We start from the raw sequence: 16,993 nt of genomic DNA, 5'->3' as shown, positions 1-16,993 counted from the left end.
CCAGGTCGCATAGAATGCAACAAATGACCAGCCGACGCGCGTTTCTAAGCGCCAATATCCGACGCGAGGATGGCAAGACAGCCAGACCTCCGGGTTCTGTCATGCAAGGTTTTACCGATTTGTGCACCAAATGTGGTGCGTGCTCCGACGCCTGCCCCGAGGATGTGGTGGCCGTCGATCCGGATGGTTATCCAGTGTTTCGACCCGGCGACAATGCCTGCACGTTCTGCGGTGACTGCGCGCAGAGCTGCCCCACCCCAGCGCTCGATATCGGACGTCTGGCCGACTGGCCCTGGCGCGCCACGATGAAAACGGAAAGCTGCCTTTCCATGAATGGGATCAGCTGTCGCGTTTGTCAGGACAATTGCGAACAAAACGCCATCCGCTTCAAACTTAAGACCGGCGGCCGCGCTGAACCTACGCTGGACGCCGAGTCCTGCAATGGCTGCGGAATCTGCCCGACTCTTTGCCCGGCCGATGCCATCGCTCTTGAACGCCAATCACAACCCCAAACGGAAGCCATTCAATGAACATCTGCGGCTGTCTTGCCCATGTCGTACCCGAACACGCCAGCGCTGCGGCGCAGGTGATGAAGGACACTCCGGGTGTCGAAGTGCACGCCGAAACGGAAGACGGCCGTTTTGTCGTCGTTGTCGAGGACACCCCTTCACGCCTTGCATCCGAGATCATCATGGATCTGCACCAAATCCAGGGCGTGATCTCACTAACCCTGACTTATCACCATTTCGAGGATCTCGCGGACGCCCATCCGCAGCCCGATGCCCCAAGCCAATCCACCAGCCGGAGGCCCACGCTATGACACACTCTGAATCTCGCCGGACTTTTCTCAAGACCTCAGCGGCCGCAGCCACGGCATCTGCCGCAGGCATTCCCATGGCCGCTGGACAAGCCAACGCACAGACCGGAGCACCCGATATCCGCTGGGACAAGGCAGCGTGCCGGTTCTGTGGCACAGGTTGCTCTGTTCTGGTCGGCACCAAAGACGGTCGCGTCGTTGCGACCCAAGGCGACCCTGACGCGCCGGTAAACCGGGGCCTGAACTGCATCAAAGGCTATTTCCTGTCCAAGATCATGTATGGCAGGGACCGCCTGACCACACCGCTGCTGCGGAAAACCAATGGCGAATATGACAAGAATGGCGAGTTCGAGCCGGTCAGCTGGGACGAAGCTTTCGACGTCATGGCCGCCAAATGGAAAGAGGCGTTGGCCAAGAAAGGCCCAACCAGTGTCGGCATGTTCGGCTCGGGCCAGTGGACAGTGTGGGAAGGCTATGCAGCTTCCAAACTGATGAAAGCTGGCTTCCGCTCCAACAACATCGACCCCAATGCGCGTCACTGCATGGCCTCGGCTGTTGTGGGCTTTATCCGAACCTTCGGCATCGATGAGCCTATGGGCTGCTATGACGACCTTGAGCACGCAGATACGTTCGTGCTGTGGGGCTCGAACATGGCCGAAATGCACCCGATCCTGTGGTCGCGCCTGACCGATACGCGCCTGACCAAGCCGGGATGCGAGGTTCACGTGCTGTCGACGTTCGAGCATCGCTCGTTCGAATTGGCGGACAATGATATTGTTTTTGCACCGCAAACCGATCTGGCGATCCTGAACTACATCGCCAACTACATCATCCAGAATGGCGCGGTGAACGAAGAGTTCGTCAAGAACCACGTCAACATCACCAAGACCGACACTGATATCGGCTATGGCCTGCGGGACAATAATCCGCTGCAACAAGAAGCGGCGAACCCGAACTCGGGCAAGCTGGAGGCTATCAGCTTTGAAGAATACGCCGAAGCCGTTGCCCCCTATACGCTCGAATACACCTCCGAACTATCGGGCGTTCCTGCTGACAAGCTGGAAAAGCTGGCGCAGCAATATGCCGACCCGAACCGCAAAGTCATGAGCTTGTGGACCATGGGCTTCAACCAGCATACCCGCGGGTCCTGGGTGAACTCGCTGATGTACAACGTGCACCTGCTGGTCGGTAAGATTTCGGAACCGGGCAACTCGCCCTTCTCGCTGACTGGCCAGCCCTCGGCCTGCGGCACCGCGCGTGAGGTCGGCACCTTTGCCCACCGTCTGCCTGCCGACATGGTGGTGGCAAACGACAAGCATCGCGAAATCTGCGAAACCGCTTGGAATATTCCCGCAGGCACCATTCCGGCAAAGCCTGGGTTCCACGCTGTGCTGCAACACCGAAAGCTGAAGGATGGTGATCTGAACGCCTATTGGGTGCAGTGCAACAACAACATGCAGGCCGCACCGAATATCAACGAAGAAGGATATCCGGGATACCGCAACCCTGAGAACTTCATCGCGGTTTCGGACCCCTACCCGACGGTCACGGCCGTTTCCGCCGACCTGATCCTGCCCACTGCCATGTGGGTTGAGAAGGAAGGTGCCTACGGCAACGCCGAGCGCCGCACCCAGTTCTGGCGCCAGCAAGTGAAAGCGCCGGGGGAGGCCAAGTCCGACCTGTGGCAACTGATGGAATTCTCGAAGCGCTTCACCGTCGAGGAAGTCTGGGACGAAGAACTGCTGGCCAAAATGCCCGAGCATCGCGGCAAGACCATGTATGACGTTCTTTTTGCAAACGGGCAGGTCGACAAATTCCCGCTGTCCGAGACCGCAGAAGGTTTCGACAACGACGATGCCGAGCACTTTGGCTACTATGTCCAGAAAGGTCTGTTTGAAGAATACGCCGAGTTCGGCCGTGGCCACGCGCACGATCTTGCCCCGTTCGAGATGTATCACGAGGCCCGAGGTATGCGCTGGCCGGTCGTTGACGGCAAGGAAACGCTCTATCGCTTCCGCGAAGGATATGACCCGTATGTGCCTGAAGGTGCTGACGTAAAATTCTACGGGCACAAGGACGGCAAAGCCAAAATCATCTTTGCGCCTTACGAACCCGCTCCCGAAGAACCCGATGCGGAATACGATCTGTGGCTGTGCACCGGTCGGGTACTGGAACACTGGCATTCCGGTTCGATGACACGCCGCGTGCCTGAACTGCACCGCGCCTATCCGGCCGCCGTCGTCTACATGCACCCTCAGGACGCAAAGGACCGCGGTGTGCGCCGTGGCCAGGAGATCGTTCTGTCCACCCGTCGTGGCGAAGTTGTCAGCCGGGTCGAAACTCGGGGACGCAACAAAGTACCACGTGGGTTGGTCTTCATGCCGTGGTTCGACGAGGGTCAGCTGACAAACAAGCTGACGCTGGACGCCACTTGCCCGTTGTCCAAAGAGACGGACTTCAAAAAGTGCGCCTGCAAGGTTGAGCGCGCGTAACGGACAAGCGAGGCAAAGGTCGTCCCCATGCCCCTTGGAGGTAAACCCCTTTCGCCGCAGCGGCGCCGCTTCCTGCAGGATGCGGCCCGCGCGTCGGGCGGCTGTGTGGTCGCCGGGTCTTTGCTGGCCTGGCTGGCCCGCGATGCCCGTGCCCTGCCGGCCGAGGCTTTGCGCCCCCCCGGCGCGCTGCCGGAAAAGGAGTTCCTTTCTGCCTGCATCCGCTGTGGGCTCTGCGTGCGGGATTGCCCCTATGACACATTGAAACTGGCCGAGCTGGGTGTGGATGCCGTGGCAACCGGAACGCCGTACTTCACTGCGCGGGATATTCCTTGCGAAATGTGTGATGATATCCCGTGCGTTGCCGCCTGCCCGACCGGTGCGCTGGATCCGAAACTGGACAACATCGACGACGCTAAGATGGGCATCGCCGTATTGGTCGATCAGGAAAACTGCCTGAACTTCCTCGGTTTGCGATGCGATGTCTGTTATCGCGTCTGCCCCGTCATTGACGAAGCCATCACGCTGGAAGCCGCTCACAACACGCGGTCAGGCCATCATGCGTTGTTCATTCCGACGGTTCACGCAGAACACTGCACAGGTTGTGGAATGTGCGAAAAAAGCTGCGTACTGCCCGAGGCGGCGATCAAAATTCTGCCGGCCCGCCTGGCGCGCGGCAGCAGCGCAGATCACTACCGAAAAGGCTGGGAAGAAAAAGAAGCCAAAGGAGGTCCTCTGGTCGAGGGGATCATTGATCTGCCTGACCGCCTACCCGGCCCCGGCACCGACAATCTGGCAACCCCCGGCGGGTTTGCCCCCGGATACAATCTACCGGGAGCCGGACAATGAGCGCACGTACACAAATGGTGGTGGGCCAAGAGGCTACCCAAGTCAAAGGGTGGGTCCGCGCCCACAAATACCTTCTTCTGCGGCGCTCAAGTCAGCTGTTTTTTCTGGCGCTGTTTCTTTTGGGGCCGTGGTTCGGGATTTGGATCGTGCAAGGTACGTTAGCAGGATCGCTGACGCTTGGCGTGCTGCCTCTGACGGATCCGTTTATCCTGTTGCAAAGCGTGATCGCCGGACATTGGCCCGAATTGACGGCCCTTGTCGGTGGCCTGATCGTCCTGACCGCGTACGCGCTGATCGGTGGACGAGTGTATTGTTCCTGGGTGTGCCCAATAAACCCGGTCACCGATGCTGCCAACTGGCTGCACAGACGTTTGGATTTGCCCAAAGGCTGGCAACCAAAACGCGGTACGCGCCTTTGGATACTGGCAACAGTTCTGATCGTCTCGGGCCTGACCGGCGTGATCGCGTGGGAACTGATCAACCCGATCACCATGCTGCATCGCGGCCTGATTTTTGGCGCAGGGTTCGTTTGGGCCATGATCCTCGCCATCTTCGTTTTCGACCTGTTCGTATCCCGGCACGGCTGGTGTGGTCACATCTGCCCGGTTGGTGCGTTCTACGGCCTGATTGGCCAAAAAAGCCTGTTGCGGGTCAGTGCCGCGAACCGGGCCGCCTGCGATAACTGCATGGATTGCTATGCCGTATGCCCCGAAAACCAGATCATCTCGCCAGCCCTGAAAGGCAAGCCGGGCTCAACGCCGCTGATCCTTTCCCCCGACTGCACCAATTGCGGTCGTTGCATCGATGTCTGCGCAGTCGATGTCTTCAACTTTACTCACCGGTTCGACGACCACGTCGTCGTACCTTCCGATCCAGTTCCCGCGCCCGATCCGCGCGCAGCCAGACCTATTTGAGGGAGTGCCAAAATGAACAAGCCAATCCGAACAGGCGTTGCCGCCCTAATCCCCGTTTTACTCCTGAGCGGGTTCGCTCTGGCGCAATCTGCCCAGGTGGAAGCACTGCGCGGGGCAGACGTAGATGAACCCGTTGTGCTGGATCAGGTCCATCGCAACGTCGAGGGTCGGATGCAGCGAAACTATCGCCAGCAACCGCCGCTGATCCCGCATTCGATCGAGCAATACCAGATTGACCTTCGCACCAACCAGTGCCTGTCATGCCACGACTGGACCAAAGCCGGCGAACGAAATGCACCCACCCTGTCGATGACACACTATCTGGACCGCGAAGGGCGCGAGTTGGATCGCGTGGCGGGCACCCGGTATTTCTGCAATCAGTGCCACGTGCCACAGGCAGACGCCCCTGCGTTGGTTGACAACGTGTTCGAACCCTCATCCGGCAATTAATCCAACGCTTGTCTGAAAGGAGCACCAAAATGGCGGACTCTCCTGAAAATCGCGGTTGGATCGGCCGCATCTGGAATGCAATCTGGACACCTGCGGTCATGTTCAGCTCAGGGTTCCTGCTGTTAGCAGGCTTTCTGGCCGGGATCCTGTTCTGGGGCGGGTTTCACTGGACGCTCGAACTGACCAACACCGAGGAATTCTGCGTTTCCTGCCACACGATGGAAACCAACCTGGGCGAATATCGCGAGACGATTCACTACAACAACCACTCTGGTGTGCGTGCGATCTGTTCCGATTGCCACGTGCCGCATGAATGGAACCACAAGATCAAAGCCAAGATCATGGCGGTCAAGGACGTCTATCACGAGCTTGCCGGTACCATCAGTACACCCGAAAAATACGAAGAACATCGCCTGAGTATGGCGACTGCCGTCTGGAAGAAAATGAAGGCATCCGACAGCCGCGAATGCCGAAACTGCCATAACTTCGACTACATGGATTTCACGCTGCAGGAAACGCGAGCCGCCTCGGAACACCAGCGCGCCATTGACGAAAACATGACCTGCATCGACTGCCATCAGGGCATCGCGCACAGCTTGCCGCCGGGATATCAAGAGCGGTATCAGGAAGTTACCGAGACCTTGGCCAGCAAATCCTCCGGCACGCTGCAACAACAGACCGCCTCCAACGGCGACGACATCCGGTCATTCCTGACCACTCGGGCAGACTGAAAGAGGGACAAGAAATGCTGGAAATTCTGGGAACAATCGGAGCCAACGTCATCAGCCTGCCGGGCATCCTTGGACTGGCGCTGGGAATGATGACACGCCGCGTCTGGCTGGGCGCCCTGATGGGCGGATTGGTTGGAGTTGCCGAAACTTTGATCTTTGCCCATGGGTCTTTTACCAACGTGCAAACAATCGAATTGTTGATAGCAGTCGTTGTCGGCCTGTGTGCCGGCAGCCTTGGATCGGCAATCCGCATCAAGGGCGCGACGGTCTGAATCCAAAACAAGACGTTGTTCTCAGGCGGACGGAAAACCGTCCGCCAAAACACCCCAATCATTACATTTGAACGCGATTAACTTCTTCCTGGAAGCAGTTTTCCAGCGGAACAAGCGGATTCACACATCTGCTTTAATTGCAGCCGGGTTGTTTGATGGCCAACCATTTGCCGATCGTTAACGAGTTACTTTTTGGGAGGGTGCAACATGAAAGGTTGCGCAAAACAGCGTGCGATGTAGCGTGACGTGTCGAGCAGTCGTATTGTAAAGCTGGTTGGTAACAAGGCAGACGTCGCAAAACACGCCTGCCGTGTTCGCGAGTGACGAAGACAACGCCATCAAAAGTACAGGCGCTATAAACCTTGCCACAAGCAGTGGTCCCTCCGTGGCCATTTCCCCTGACTATTTCAGCACTTTTACAAATGATGGCGCGATTACGAGTCCGATGTACGGGGCTTCGGATGGGATCCAGCGGCACTTGGGCGGTCGGCTTGAACAAATCGGCCGGGTCGTAAACAACTGAGCGATCAGCATCAATTCGAACTCCACGCCAGCGGGACCATTAGCACCACAGGTATCGTGTTTGACGACGTCGTCGCTTTCATGTCGACCATCAGAGACTCCGGCTAGGTTTCCGCTCAGGCTACGGCCCGCAATTTCACCCACTCTGGTGCCACCAAAGCTGACGCTTAGGCAATCTACTTTAAGCAAACATTTTCCGGCGATGTCACAGATGACGGCATGCTTACTGCATCAGCCACGGCAATGTAGACCACCGCGGGGGCAAACACAGCGGGAATTTAGAATGGCTACAGGCAGGGTGCGTATGCAAGTAGCGATACGATCACCGCCACCGCTTTCGGCACATCGAAGTTTACCGCCTATGGCTTGTTTTTTAGAATTTCGATGGCGTAACTACCGAAGTCGGACAGTTGTTTAAGACGGCCAGAACGGGAACGCTTACGTAATTTATCAGGGCACTGGCACCGGGGTTCTGAACAGCAAGAGCGTTGCGCGCGGCTTGATCCGCGTCCAAGAAGCACCAGATCAACCTTGATGCCCGCAGTGGAGGGTCAGTTTTCAAGTTCGAGAACGCCGCACCGGCTCTGGCAGCTACAAATCGATCGATTCCGACGGATGCTCGCTCTGATTTGCAGGGGAAGCAAAAAAAAGCGGCTCGCCGATCTACGCCTGCATCGATCCCGTCTGGGTTTTGACCTCACCCGACCTTGTAGCGTCGTATGGCAGCATTTTCGGCCGCTCGAACCGTACGTTGCGACATAATACTGAACTTGTTTCGCAAAGTTCAGACAACAGTAGTGGATCAGGTTGGAGCCTTGGCAGTTTCCGCCCCTATGCACCCAATGATGGAGCATCGCGACGGTTCGAAAACCGAAACAGATGTAATCCTCTATGACGGCCGTGCAGGGCTTACTGGCCAACTGGATAACGGTCTTGCTCTGGCATTGAGTTTGGGTGTTTTCCGATCAGATGGGAATCCAGACACCAAGGAGTTCTACTCGATCGGCCTTTGTCTCGACGCCTCGTTGGGGCAGGAATTTGCCACCGACAGTCAGGCCCAATTTTCAATTGGGCCTGACCTGGACATTTTGATGCGGATCATACGGCTATATGCGCAATATTGCAGAGCTACACCGTCGCAACACGTGGACCCCGTATAGCTGGAGACTATGTAATCGGCTGAATTCTGGCCGATTACACCCTATCGCCGACCCTTCTTTCTGTTCTTCCAGAAGGGCGGGACGTCACCAGCCATGATGCAGCCGTAAGGATCGATATAGTCCTCGATCTCGGCCAGATCGTAAGACTTAATCTGCGCTACGACGCTGTCGGCGCTTTTGTAGCTGGACGGAAGTTCGGACGCATCCACGCCTCCAGCATGGAACCGGATATCCAGCCCGTCGGTTTCCGCCTGCAGCATCTGCTGGGGCGTCACCGATCCCATACGCCGTTTGTGCTCCGAGCGGGAAAAGTTCCGCCCCGCGCCATGCGGACTGAACCCCAGGCCGTGACCCGCATCCTTGCCGCGCACGACCAGCACGGGTTCGGACATGTTCAGCGGGATCAGCGTCAGCCCCGTGGCATCAGCGGCATAGTCACCCCAAGCAGGCGTCGCGCCCTTACCGTGGAAGTACAGATCGCCCCGTTTGAACACAAAGTTATGCTCATTCCAGAACCGCGCTCCAACATCCCCAACGCGCGCCGCCTCGACCGTTGCGTGATGAATCGCGTTATGATTGGCCTTGGTCCACTTACGGATCAGCTGCAGCGCGTCCCAGTAGTCACGGCCTTCTTCGGTGTCCGCAGGAATCCAGGCGTTCTGCTTAGCAGTTTTCGGCGACAGTTCTTTCCGGAAGCGCTCGGCCACAGCCATGCCATTCTTGTACAGAAGTGCCCCCGGGCCTCGCGATCCGTGATGAGTCACGATGGTCGTCCGTCCGGTCTTGCGCGAGCGACCCACGAAAAGGAAATGATTCCCGTCGCCTTGCGTACCCATATGCTCCTGCGCCATGCGCAGGGATTTCGGGTTGTTCAAAAACGGGTTCTCGCGGAACGCATCCAGCAGTTTCAGCGAGGTTGTGAACCGTTGCCCCTGCGGGCGCCCGCCCGGCCCGAAATGCGTCACCGACTGCGCGGCATCCAGAACCGCCTTGGGATCAGCATCCCCCAGATCGGTCATCATCACCGAACAACAGATATCGGCCGAGTGCATCCCCGGATGGATCGCGTTGCGCGCGGCGGCCACACCGCCCACCGGGATCGTGCCGACCGGCCCTGCAGGGCAGGCATCGGGCATGATCGCGCCGGCCTCAACCGTCGGTGTTCTCATCAGAGCCGTCATCGTCTCGCGAACTTTTGCGACGTTGTCCTCTTCATCCGGGTCAGCGGCCTCGATGTTTTCGTGAAATGCCATCTCTCCGGGTGCGCGCAAATCCATCGTTGGCGGGATCGGAGGGATTTCACACTCCAGTTCCTGCCGGATGCGCACCAGCCCAAATCCCTCGGCCCGCATTTCATTTGCGCGCGCCAGCAGCGCCGGAAATTGCTTGACTGGACGATGCCCCCAGTCTTTCAGATGTTCCCCGGTCACGGGGTCGAATGTCTTTTCTTCCATCATCATTACTCACTTACATTCCCAACCTGGTCGGGCGACAAGGTGTTCGCAAACCAATTTTTCCGCCACCGGATCGCTCCGGGCTGGATTTGAACCAGCACGACATGGTTGCCCATGCCACCCTCTTGGGTGCGTCTACCTGTAGGTCTGCGGGCATTCGCCCTGTGGGTTTAAATGGCCCCGGCGACAAAGGGTGAAGAAACAGTTGGGAGGCCCGCCCCGCATCTGAATGGGCAGATGCGTTTGCCGTCTGGGCGCCGGCACGGAGGGGAGTTGAACCCGCTCGACCTATCCCGGTTTTGAGAGCCATGTAGTTCCTTCTGCATTCGCCGGGGTTTTCCTTTCGTTTCGGGTCTCGGCGACAAGGTTTGGGTGAAACATCCTGCTCTACTAAACTGAGCTACATCGCGATTGCGATGGCAGGATTCGAACCCGCGACCTGGAGATGAACAATCTGTAGTTCCACCGGCATTCGCCGAGAATTGGTTGTTGGGTCAGGCGGACAAGATGTGTGAGACATCTGACAGAGTTCAAAGCTGTAGTCCCACAGGCATTCCGCCTGACCCGTTTTCATACTTCGATCTTCTCGATCTCGCGGACCCAGTGATCCGGGCCGGTTTGATCGGCGGCAAAGGCCGCGATCTGGTCAAAGACCGCGTCCGAGAACCCGCCCACATTCAACACGTCGGAACGGGTCTGTGCCTGCGTGGTCCCGTACGCGGCAATGTCGATGCAGACCAGTTTGGCCTTCGGGTTGCGGCGCTTGATAGCCTCCCGCTCTTTCAACATCGCCGTGCCCTGCCCACCGTTCCGGGCATCAACCCAAGATTGGTTATCGGACACGAACACGACCAGATCCGGCGCGCGGCCGCGTTTGTTCAACCAGGCCAATGGAGCGGAACAGTTCGTCCCGCCTCCGGCCAACGCAGCCAAACGCTCGGCGTTGGTCAGGATCGTGTCGCGCGGCTCCAGACGTACATCACGCACATCGAAGTCGAACGGCAGAACCTGACACCCGCGGTTCACGCGTTGGAAGGACGCTGCGACCAGCGCCGTCACATCCACGTGCCGCACAGCCGAGGTCGCCCCCGGGCGATACCCGGTCACGGCCCATGTCATCGAATCCGAAACGTCCGGGCACACGACAACCTGACCAGAGACCTGCGGCACGTTCTGCACCGCAATTTCCATCGCGTCGTGCAGCGCGTCCATGATCTCGCGCGGCATATCGGCCGTCACGTTTTGCGCCGCCACCATCAGTTGGTACGGAAACGCGCGTGCTTTGGCGATCGCCTTCGGTTCGCGCAGCAGAGCGGCAACATGATCCATGTTCTTTGCCACGTCAAAAACGCCGTGACGCTGGAACGTATTCAGGTTCTGCCGCACCATCTGCCAAGAGCCCTTGCGCGCGATCCGCGCCCAGTGTTCCGGTGACAGTTCCAGTTGCGTCAGCATCTGGAACGGCACATCCGGCACTGGACCGTTGCCAGTTTCACGAAACGCGATCCAGTCCTGCAGGGCCCGTGGCAGCCGTGCCATATTGCACGGCCGCCCGACGATCCAGGCAAACAGAGCCTCCCGCTCGGCCGAGGCCGGTTTCGGGTGCACCATCTTGATCACGTCCGCCAATGACGGGTCGTTCCCGATATTGGCGTTCAGCAGCGCCCGGTCAGTCACGGTGTTCAACCAGTTCTGCACCATCGCTTTCGGTGCCGATCCCAGAGACTTGCGCCCCGTTTGACCCGACCGGATGACCTGCACAAAGGTGCGCAGCATCTTACCGTTATCCACCACCCGACCAAACGCCTTGCGGAACAGAACCGGATCACGCCGCGCCAGAATGGCCAGCAACACGGCGGGCATATCTTTCATGTACCCGGACTGACGGGCATAGATTGCCGCCTGCGCCAGAAATTGCGGGTCGACCGCCTCAGCAACATCCAGAACGTATTCCAGCTCTTCCTGCGGCGACTGATAGAACATGCCCCCAAAAGTGCCGGTCACGGCGACCTGTGCCAGAGTATGGGCATCGGAATAAGCGTAGGCCGGCGCGCCGTGCGCGTTTTTTGCCATTGCCTTCGGCAGCAACCGGCCTTTGATCGATGCAAACACGGATTTGTTCGCCATTTTCTTGTCCTCGTTTTGTATAAGGACTTTTTGGCATGGCTGGAGGTTAATGCCGAGGGATATCCAAATTTCGCATAAGGCTATGTTTTAAATATGGAAATCCCGTTATTGAGTTTTATGTGCGTTCATTTTACGATACAGCTGTATCGTAACTTATAAGAATAGATACACTATGAATAATATTATCATCGGATTCCTCGGCACACAGTTGGACATGGGCAAGAAGCGGCGTTGGAAACCGACGCTAAGCCTGACGATGCACGACCATTTCGACGTCCATCGGTTGGAGCTTCTGTATGACCACAAGTTCAACCGCCTCGCGCATCAGGTCAAAAATGAGATTGCCGAGGCATCACCCGAAACCGAAGTTCTGCTGCATCGTATGGACTTGGACGACCCCTGGGACTTTCAGGAAGTCTACGGCAAGCTGTTCGATTTTGCCCGTGGTTACGGCTTTGATGAAGAGCGCGAGCAGTATCACGTCCATCTCACGACAGGAACGCATGTGGCACAGATCTGCTGGTTCCTGCTGACTGAAAGCCGCCATGTCCCCGCGCGCCTGATCCAGACCGGCCCGCCCGGACCAGATGACCGCACACCCAAATTCGATATCATCGACCTGGATCTGAGCCGCTATAACGCATTGCAGCAACGGTTTGACCAGCTGTCGCGCGAGTACAGCGATCAATTGAAAGGCGGGATCCAAACCCGCAATCCACAGTACAATGCGCTGATAGATCGGATCGAACTGGTTGCCAGCAACTCGGACGAGCCGATCCTGTTGTTGGGCGAAACCGGCACGGGGAAGACCGAACTGGCCGAGAGGATTTACAATCTCAAACTGGATCGGCGCCGCGTCAAGGGCCGTCTGGTCCACGTCAATTGTGCCACTTTGAACGGCCCGGATGCGCTCGCCTCATTGTTTGGCCAAAGACGCAGCTATTTGGGTCAGGCCGGAACCGAACGCAGTGGCCTGTTGCGTGAAGCCGACGGCGGCGTTCTGTTTTTGGATGAAGTGGATGAACTGGGCTGGTCCGAGCAATCTCTATTGCTGCATGCTATTGAAACCGGGCGGTTTTACCCGCTTGGCTCAGACCATGAAACCACCAGCCGTTTCCAGATCATAGCCGGGGCCAACCGTGACCTTCAAACTTTGGCGGCCGAGGGACAATTTCGTCAGGACCTTCTGGCCCGTCTGAGCATGTGGCAGTTTCGGCTACCTGCCCTGCGCAATCGCCGCGAGGACATCGAGGCCAATCTTCTGTTTGAACTTGCAAAGTCCGAGCGGGTGCTGGGCACGCAGGTCGGTTTCAACGCCGACGCACGTGAAATGTTCCTGAAATTCGCGACCAGTCCGGCGACGCTCTGGCCCGGAAACTTTCGCGATTTCAGCGGTCTGGTGAAACGCTTATGCACCCTTGCACCGAGGGGGCGGATCACGCGCGCGATGATCGACGAAGAAATCGTAGCCCTTCAGTCGAATTGGCAATCGGCATCTTCGGACAAAGATTTCCTGCTAGTGAAAGATCACTTGGGATCTGCCGCCAGCGATATTGATCCCTTTGGCATGGTTCAGCTCGCCAAGGTCATACGAACTTGTCAAACCGCACCCAGTCTCAGCGCTGCGGGTCGTTCGTTGTTCGCTGTTTCGCGGGAAAAACGCTCAACCCAGAACGATGCGGATCGCTTGCGCAAATATCTTCAGAAATTCGACCTTGATTGGAATGCCGTATCGGATGGAACGAGCAGCTGAAATCTATGCCGCAACATGCGGTGCAGGTGATGGTACTAGACTGCTCCATGCATCGTACTGCGACAGGAATACACGCCCATTCAACTGGTCAACAAAATGCGACCGCTTCAACCTGTCCATCACCGGCCCTTTCACCTCAGACAGATGCAGGCCCACGTCCATATCAGAGAGCCGGCGATTGATAGCCTCAAGGCTTTCCAGCGCGGAGTAGTCAACCTCGTTCACAGCCGAGAACATCAGAACAACATGACGCACGTCGCTGCCTTCCGCCACGCGGCTTTGGATCAGATCCTCAAGAAACCGCGTGTTCACAAAGTACAGGCTTTCATCGACACGCAGGGTCACGACTGTCGGGTCAGTCAGAACCTGATGCCGGTGGATGTTTCGAAAATGCTGTGTGTCCGGCACCAGACCTACCTCGGCCACATGTGGGCGGGATGTTTTGTAAAGATGCAGCAGGATGGACAGCGCCACGCCAGACGCGACGCCCACCTCGACCCCCAATCCGAGGGTCAGCACGATGGTCGCTGTAACTGCTACGAAATCAGCACGCGAGTAGTTCCATGTCTTTTTCAGGATCGACAGATCGACCAGGCCAAGGACTGCCACAATGATTGTCGCCGCAAGCGTCGCGTTAGGCAGGTAGAATACCAACGGCGTCAGTGCCAGGGCCGCGACAGCCAAACCGATTGCCGTGAACGCTCCCGCGGCGGGTGTTTCGGCTCCGGCATCGAAATTGACTACAGAGCGCGCAAAGCCACCCGTGACCGGATACCCACCGGTGAAGGCCGCACCCAGATTGGCGGCCCCGAGGCCGATCAATTCCTGATCCGGGTCAATCCTCTGACGTTTTTTTGCCGCCAGGGTTTGCGCCACGGACACGCTTTCGACAAATCCAATCACCGAGATGAGGACGGACGGAACCAACAGCGCACCCAGCAAGTCCATAGAAAACCCTGGCACCGTCAGGGGCGGCAGGCTTTGGGGAACCGCTCCGACGATTTTGACGCCCTTTTCGGCAAGATCAAACGCCCAAACGGAAACTGTGGTCGCGATAACGGCAGCAACTGGTCCCGCCTTGGTGAGGATATCGGTAAGCAACGAGGGTGTTCGCAACCGCCTTAACGTCGGCTTCAAAGAGGTTCGTACCCAGAACAGAAAAGCCGTGGCGGACACTCCGATCGCGAAGGTAATCCAGTTGATCTGTGGCAGGTGGAAAATGACGTCCGTTAGCATCTCGGGCAAGGTGTGCCCGTGGGCGCTGATGCCGAGAATATGCTTAAGCTGACTGGTCGCGATCAGGATGCCAGAGGCTGTGATGAACCCCGCAATCACCGGATGGCTGAGGAAATTCGCGAGCATTCCCAAGCGCAGGACCCCCATGAGCACAAGAAACCCGCCTGACAACAAGGCCAAGGTCAAGGCGGCAACCGCATAGCCGGCTGTTCCCTGTTCGGCCACCTGCCCGATTGCCGATGCGGTCAAAAGCGAGACCACCGCCACAGGTCCCACGGCCAATGACCGGCTGGTACCAAAGACAGCATAGAGCAGGATCGGGACAATCGACGCATAAAGGCCCGCTTCGGGCGGCAAACCTGCCAACAGCGCATAGGCCAGCGATTGCGGGATCAACATAATCGTCACGATCACGGCCGCGATCAGGTCGTTCGACAGCGCTGACCGTGTATAGGTGCGCCCCCAATCAAGGATGGGGAGATAGCGGCGTAAAGCCTCGGCCCGACGGGCATTCATTGTAGCCTTCATGACTTGTCCGCAGCCACCTTCAGCTTCTCAGGCTTGGCCAGCCACTCCTTGCCACGCAGCATTGCCTTCCAATAGATCGGAGGCAGCAGCCTCTCTTTCAGGAACCACGCCATTCGCGACGGTTTGGTGCCGTTGATCAGAAAGGACGGAAAGCTGGGCTTGAGAGCGCCACCGTAGCCGAACTCTGCCAACACGATCTTGCCCCGCTCGACCGTCAAGGGGCAAGAGCCATAGCCGTCATACTGCGCCACGGCGGAACGCCCGTCGATGTCGGCCACAATATTGTCCGCCACTGTGGGTGCCTGTTTGCGCGCTGCCGCAGCGGTTTTGGCATTCGGAGCGTTCATAACATCGCCAAGCGACCAAATGTTGTCGTAGCTTTTATGGCGAAGAGTCGCCTGATCCACGTCGACCCATCCTGATGGGTCAGACAATGGTGACACCCGGATAAAGTCCGGTGCCGTCTGAGGCGGACAGACATGGATCATGTCAAACTCCATGTCGACGAATTCCGGCTCGGCATCCGGCTTTTTCACCTCGAACCGTGCCGTTTTGGCAGGACCATCAACCGAAACCAGATTGTGGAAGAAATTCAGTGCAGCTCCGTATTTCTGAACATAGCTTTCCAGCGCCGGGACGTAATCCTTAACCCCGAACAACACGCCCCCGGCATTCATGAATTGGATATCGATATCCTTGAGAACGCCGCTGCGGAACCACGCATCGCCCGACAGATACATCGCCTTTTGAGGCGCGCCCGCGCACTTGATCGGCATCGGAGGCTGGGTGAACACCGCCCTGCCGCATCGCATCTGCTGCACCAATTGCCAAGTGTAAGGCGCGAGGTCGTAACGGTAGTTCGAGGTGACGCCATTACGGCCCAAGGTCTCCTCCAACCCTTCGATGCCACCCCAATCCAGTTTTAGACCCGGGCACACAACAAGCCGGTCATATTTCACCACTCGGCATCCATCCAGGATCACCGCATTATTCCCCGGCTCAAATGCCGCAACTGCGGATTTCAGCCAGTGCACCCCTTTGGGGATCAGGCTGCCCATGGTCCGCGCCGTGGTTTGGGCATCAAAGATGCCGCCTCCGACCATCGTCCATCCGGGTTGATAGTAGTGAATGTCAGCCGGATCGATGACCGCGATATTCAGATCGGATTTGCGAGACTTGAGGCTTGCGGCGACCGAAATCCCGCCCGCGCCCCCTCCGACGATGACCACGTCGAAATGTGCATCGCCGGTGTCCGTGGGTGTTTTACCTCCATTGGCAATCCGGCGCGCAACACCGTTCATGTCATAGCCCGCAGCGCCGGTCGCCGCCAGAATTTCAGCCATAGGGCGGGTTGGCGCTTCGTTAAAGGACCATAAAGTCACCGATCGTGTACCGGTGCGGCAATAGGCCAGTACCGGCTTTGGCAGATCCTGCAAGGCCACCCCGAACGCTGCCACATCCTCATCCCGCACCATGCCGCTTTGGATCGGAGCGTAGCGGGCCTCGATCCCGGCTGCCTTGGCGGCCGCCTCGATTTCTTCGAACGAAGGTTGGTCGGCGGCCTCTCCATCGGGGCGGTTGCAGAGGATGGCGCGGTATCCGTTGGCGGCAGCCACAGCGACATCTTCGATCGAGATTTGCGGGCTCGCAGTGAACTGCGGGGTGATTTTTCTAAGTTCCATGTGTCTTCC

The 16,993-nt window shown here is 57.9% G+C and carries 14 protein-coding genes; 10 read left to right on the top strand and 4 right to left on the bottom strand.

Going from position 1 to position 16,993, the window contains the following annotated elements; genetic code table 11:
- The first annotated feature begins 23 nt into the window (after nt 1-23).
- From MHN28_RS09970 to MHN28_RS09930, 9 genes are all read left to right on the top strand, one after another.
- On the top strand, nt 24-530 hold the full coding sequence (locus tag MHN28_RS09970) for a ferredoxin-type protein NapF (protein WP_239338557.1): 507 nt from the start codon (nt 24-26) through the stop codon (nt 528-530).
- Nucleotides 527-820 carry a chaperone NapD gene (locus MHN28_RS09965; RefSeq protein WP_239338556.1) on the top strand — a complete coding sequence of 98 codons (294 nt, stop codon included), beginning with the start codon at nt 527-529 and terminating at the stop codon, nt 818-820. The genes MHN28_RS09970 and MHN28_RS09965 overlap by 4 nt, the downstream gene beginning before the upstream one ends.
- Nucleotides 817-3,309, top strand: a complete 2,493-nt coding sequence (napA, locus tag MHN28_RS09960; RefSeq protein WP_239338555.1) for a nitrate reductase catalytic subunit NapA — start codon at nt 817-819, stop codon at nt 3,307-3,309. The genes MHN28_RS09965 and napA overlap by 4 nt, the downstream gene beginning before the upstream one ends.
- A gap of 27 nt (nt 3,310-3,336) precedes the next feature.
- A complete protein-coding gene (gene napG / locus MHN28_RS09955; protein WP_239338554.1) occupies nt 3,337-4,155 on the top strand; it encodes a ferredoxin-type protein NapG in 819 nt (272 codons plus the stop codon).
- Nucleotides 4,152-5,069, top strand: coding sequence for a quinol dehydrogenase ferredoxin subunit NapH (gene napH, locus MHN28_RS09950; protein WP_239338553.1), 918 nt, complete (start codon nt 4,152-4,154; stop codon nt 5,067-5,069). The genes napG and napH overlap by 4 nt, the downstream gene beginning before the upstream one ends.
- Nucleotides 5,070-5,081: 12 nt before the next feature.
- The gene (locus tag MHN28_RS09945; protein WP_239338552.1) at nt 5,082-5,519 is read left to right on the top strand and encodes a nitrate reductase cytochrome c-type subunit; all 438 of its coding nucleotides are present in this window, start codon (nt 5,082-5,084) and stop codon (nt 5,517-5,519) included.
- 29 nt (nt 5,520-5,548) lie between these two features.
- Nucleotides 5,549-6,250: a NapC/NirT family cytochrome c gene (locus MHN28_RS09940; RefSeq protein WP_239338551.1), complete on the top strand. Its 702-nt coding sequence runs from the start codon at nt 5,549-5,551 to the stop codon at nt 6,248-6,250.
- A gap of 14 nt (nt 6,251-6,264) precedes the next feature.
- Entirely contained in the window at nt 6,265-6,522 is a 258-nt protein-coding gene (locus MHN28_RS09935; protein WP_239338550.1) for a hypothetical protein, read from the top strand.
- A gap of 1,337 nt (nt 6,523-7,859) precedes the next feature.
- A complete protein-coding gene (locus MHN28_RS09930; protein ID WP_239338548.1) occupies nt 7,860-8,204 on the top strand; it encodes a hypothetical protein in 345 nt (114 codons plus the stop codon).
- A 41-nt stretch (nt 8,205-8,245) separates the two neighbouring features.
- Here MHN28_RS09930 and MHN28_RS09925 read toward each other — a convergent pair whose 3' ends face one another.
- Together MHN28_RS09925 and MHN28_RS09920 are read right to left on the bottom strand one after the other, a co-directional pair.
- Nucleotides 8,246-9,661, bottom strand: a complete 1,416-nt coding sequence (locus MHN28_RS09925) for an RtcB family protein (RefSeq protein WP_239338545.1) — start codon at nt 9,659-9,661, stop codon at nt 8,246-8,248.
- Nucleotides 9,662-10,228: 567 nt separating this feature from the next.
- Entirely contained in the window at nt 10,229-11,785 is a 1,557-nt protein-coding gene (locus MHN28_RS09920) for an RNA-binding protein (protein ID WP_239338542.1), read from the bottom strand.
- 172 nt (nt 11,786-11,957) lie between these two features.
- On the opposite strand from MHN28_RS09920, the gene rtcR reads away from it, so the two are divergent.
- Complete coding sequence (gene rtcR / locus MHN28_RS09915; RefSeq protein WP_239338539.1) at nt 11,958-13,538, top strand: RNA repair transcriptional activator RtcR; 1,581 nt, start codon at nt 11,958-11,960, stop codon at nt 13,536-13,538.
- Nucleotides 13,539-13,541: 3 nt separating this feature from the next.
- Here rtcR and MHN28_RS09910 read toward each other — a convergent pair whose 3' ends face one another.
- Together MHN28_RS09910 and MHN28_RS09905 are read right to left on the bottom strand one after the other, a co-directional pair.
- The gene (locus MHN28_RS09910) at nt 13,542-15,302 is read right to left on the bottom strand and encodes a SulP family inorganic anion transporter (RefSeq protein ID WP_239338537.1); all 1,761 of its coding nucleotides are present in this window, start codon (nt 15,300-15,302) and stop codon (nt 13,542-13,544) included.
- Nucleotides 15,299-16,984 (bottom strand): bifunctional protein tyrosine phosphatase family protein/NAD(P)/FAD-dependent oxidoreductase, encoded by a 1,686-nt coding sequence (locus tag MHN28_RS09905; RefSeq protein ID WP_239338535.1) that lies wholly within the window; start codon nt 16,982-16,984, stop codon nt 15,299-15,301. The genes MHN28_RS09910 and MHN28_RS09905 overlap by 4 nt, the downstream gene beginning before the upstream one ends.
- Between the last annotated feature and the right edge of the window lie 9 nt (nt 16,985-16,993).

This window comes from Ruegeria sp. Ofav3-42, from assembly GCF_022347725.1.
Classification (GTDB): domain Bacteria; phylum Pseudomonadota; class Alphaproteobacteria; order Rhodobacterales; family Rhodobacteraceae; genus Ruegeria.
The sequence above is the reverse complement of the archived record's forward strand: the minus strand, read 5'-3'. Positions and strand labels throughout refer to the sequence as shown.

Bases quoted from the DNA above. Each gene is read 5' to 3' on its own strand.
- MHN28_RS09905 (WP_239338535.1), bottom strand. From the start codon at position 16,984: ATGGAACTTAGAAAAATCACCCCGCAGTTCACTGCGAGCCCGCAAATC.
- MHN28_RS09940 (WP_239338551.1), top strand. From the start codon at position 5,549: ATGGCGGACTCTCCTGAAAATCGCGGTTGGATCGGCCGCATCTGGAAT.
- MHN28_RS09920 (WP_239338542.1), bottom strand. From the start codon at position 11,785: ATGGCGAACAAATCCGTGTTTGCATCGATCAAAGGCCGGTTGCTGCCG.
- rtcR (WP_239338539.1), top strand. From the start codon at position 11,958: ATGAATAATATTATCATCGGATTCCTCGGCACACAGTTGGACATGGGC.
- MHN28_RS09965 (WP_239338556.1), top strand. From the start codon at position 527: ATGAACATCTGCGGCTGTCTTGCCCATGTCGTACCCGAACACGCCAGC.
- napA (WP_239338555.1), top strand. From the start codon at position 817: ATGACACACTCTGAATCTCGCCGGACTTTTCTCAAGACCTCAGCGGCC.
- napG (WP_239338554.1), top strand. From the start codon at position 3,337: ATGCCCCTTGGAGGTAAACCCCTTTCGCCGCAGCGGCGCCGCTTCCTG.
- MHN28_RS09970 (WP_239338557.1), top strand. From the start codon at position 24: ATGACCAGCCGACGCGCGTTTCTAAGCGCCAATATCCGACGCGAGGAT.
- MHN28_RS09925 (WP_239338545.1), bottom strand. From the start codon at position 9,661: ATGATGGAAGAAAAGACATTCGACCCCGTGACCGGGGAACATCTGAAA.
- MHN28_RS09945 (WP_239338552.1), top strand. From the start codon at position 5,082: ATGAACAAGCCAATCCGAACAGGCGTTGCCGCCCTAATCCCCGTTTTA.
- MHN28_RS09910 (WP_239338537.1), bottom strand. From the start codon at position 15,302: ATGAAGGCTACAATGAATGCCCGTCGGGCCGAGGCTTTACGCCGCTAT.
- napH (WP_239338553.1), top strand. From the start codon at position 4,152: ATGAGCGCACGTACACAAATGGTGGTGGGCCAAGAGGCTACCCAAGTC.
- MHN28_RS09935 (WP_239338550.1), top strand. From the start codon at position 6,265: ATGCTGGAAATTCTGGGAACAATCGGAGCCAACGTCATCAGCCTGCCG.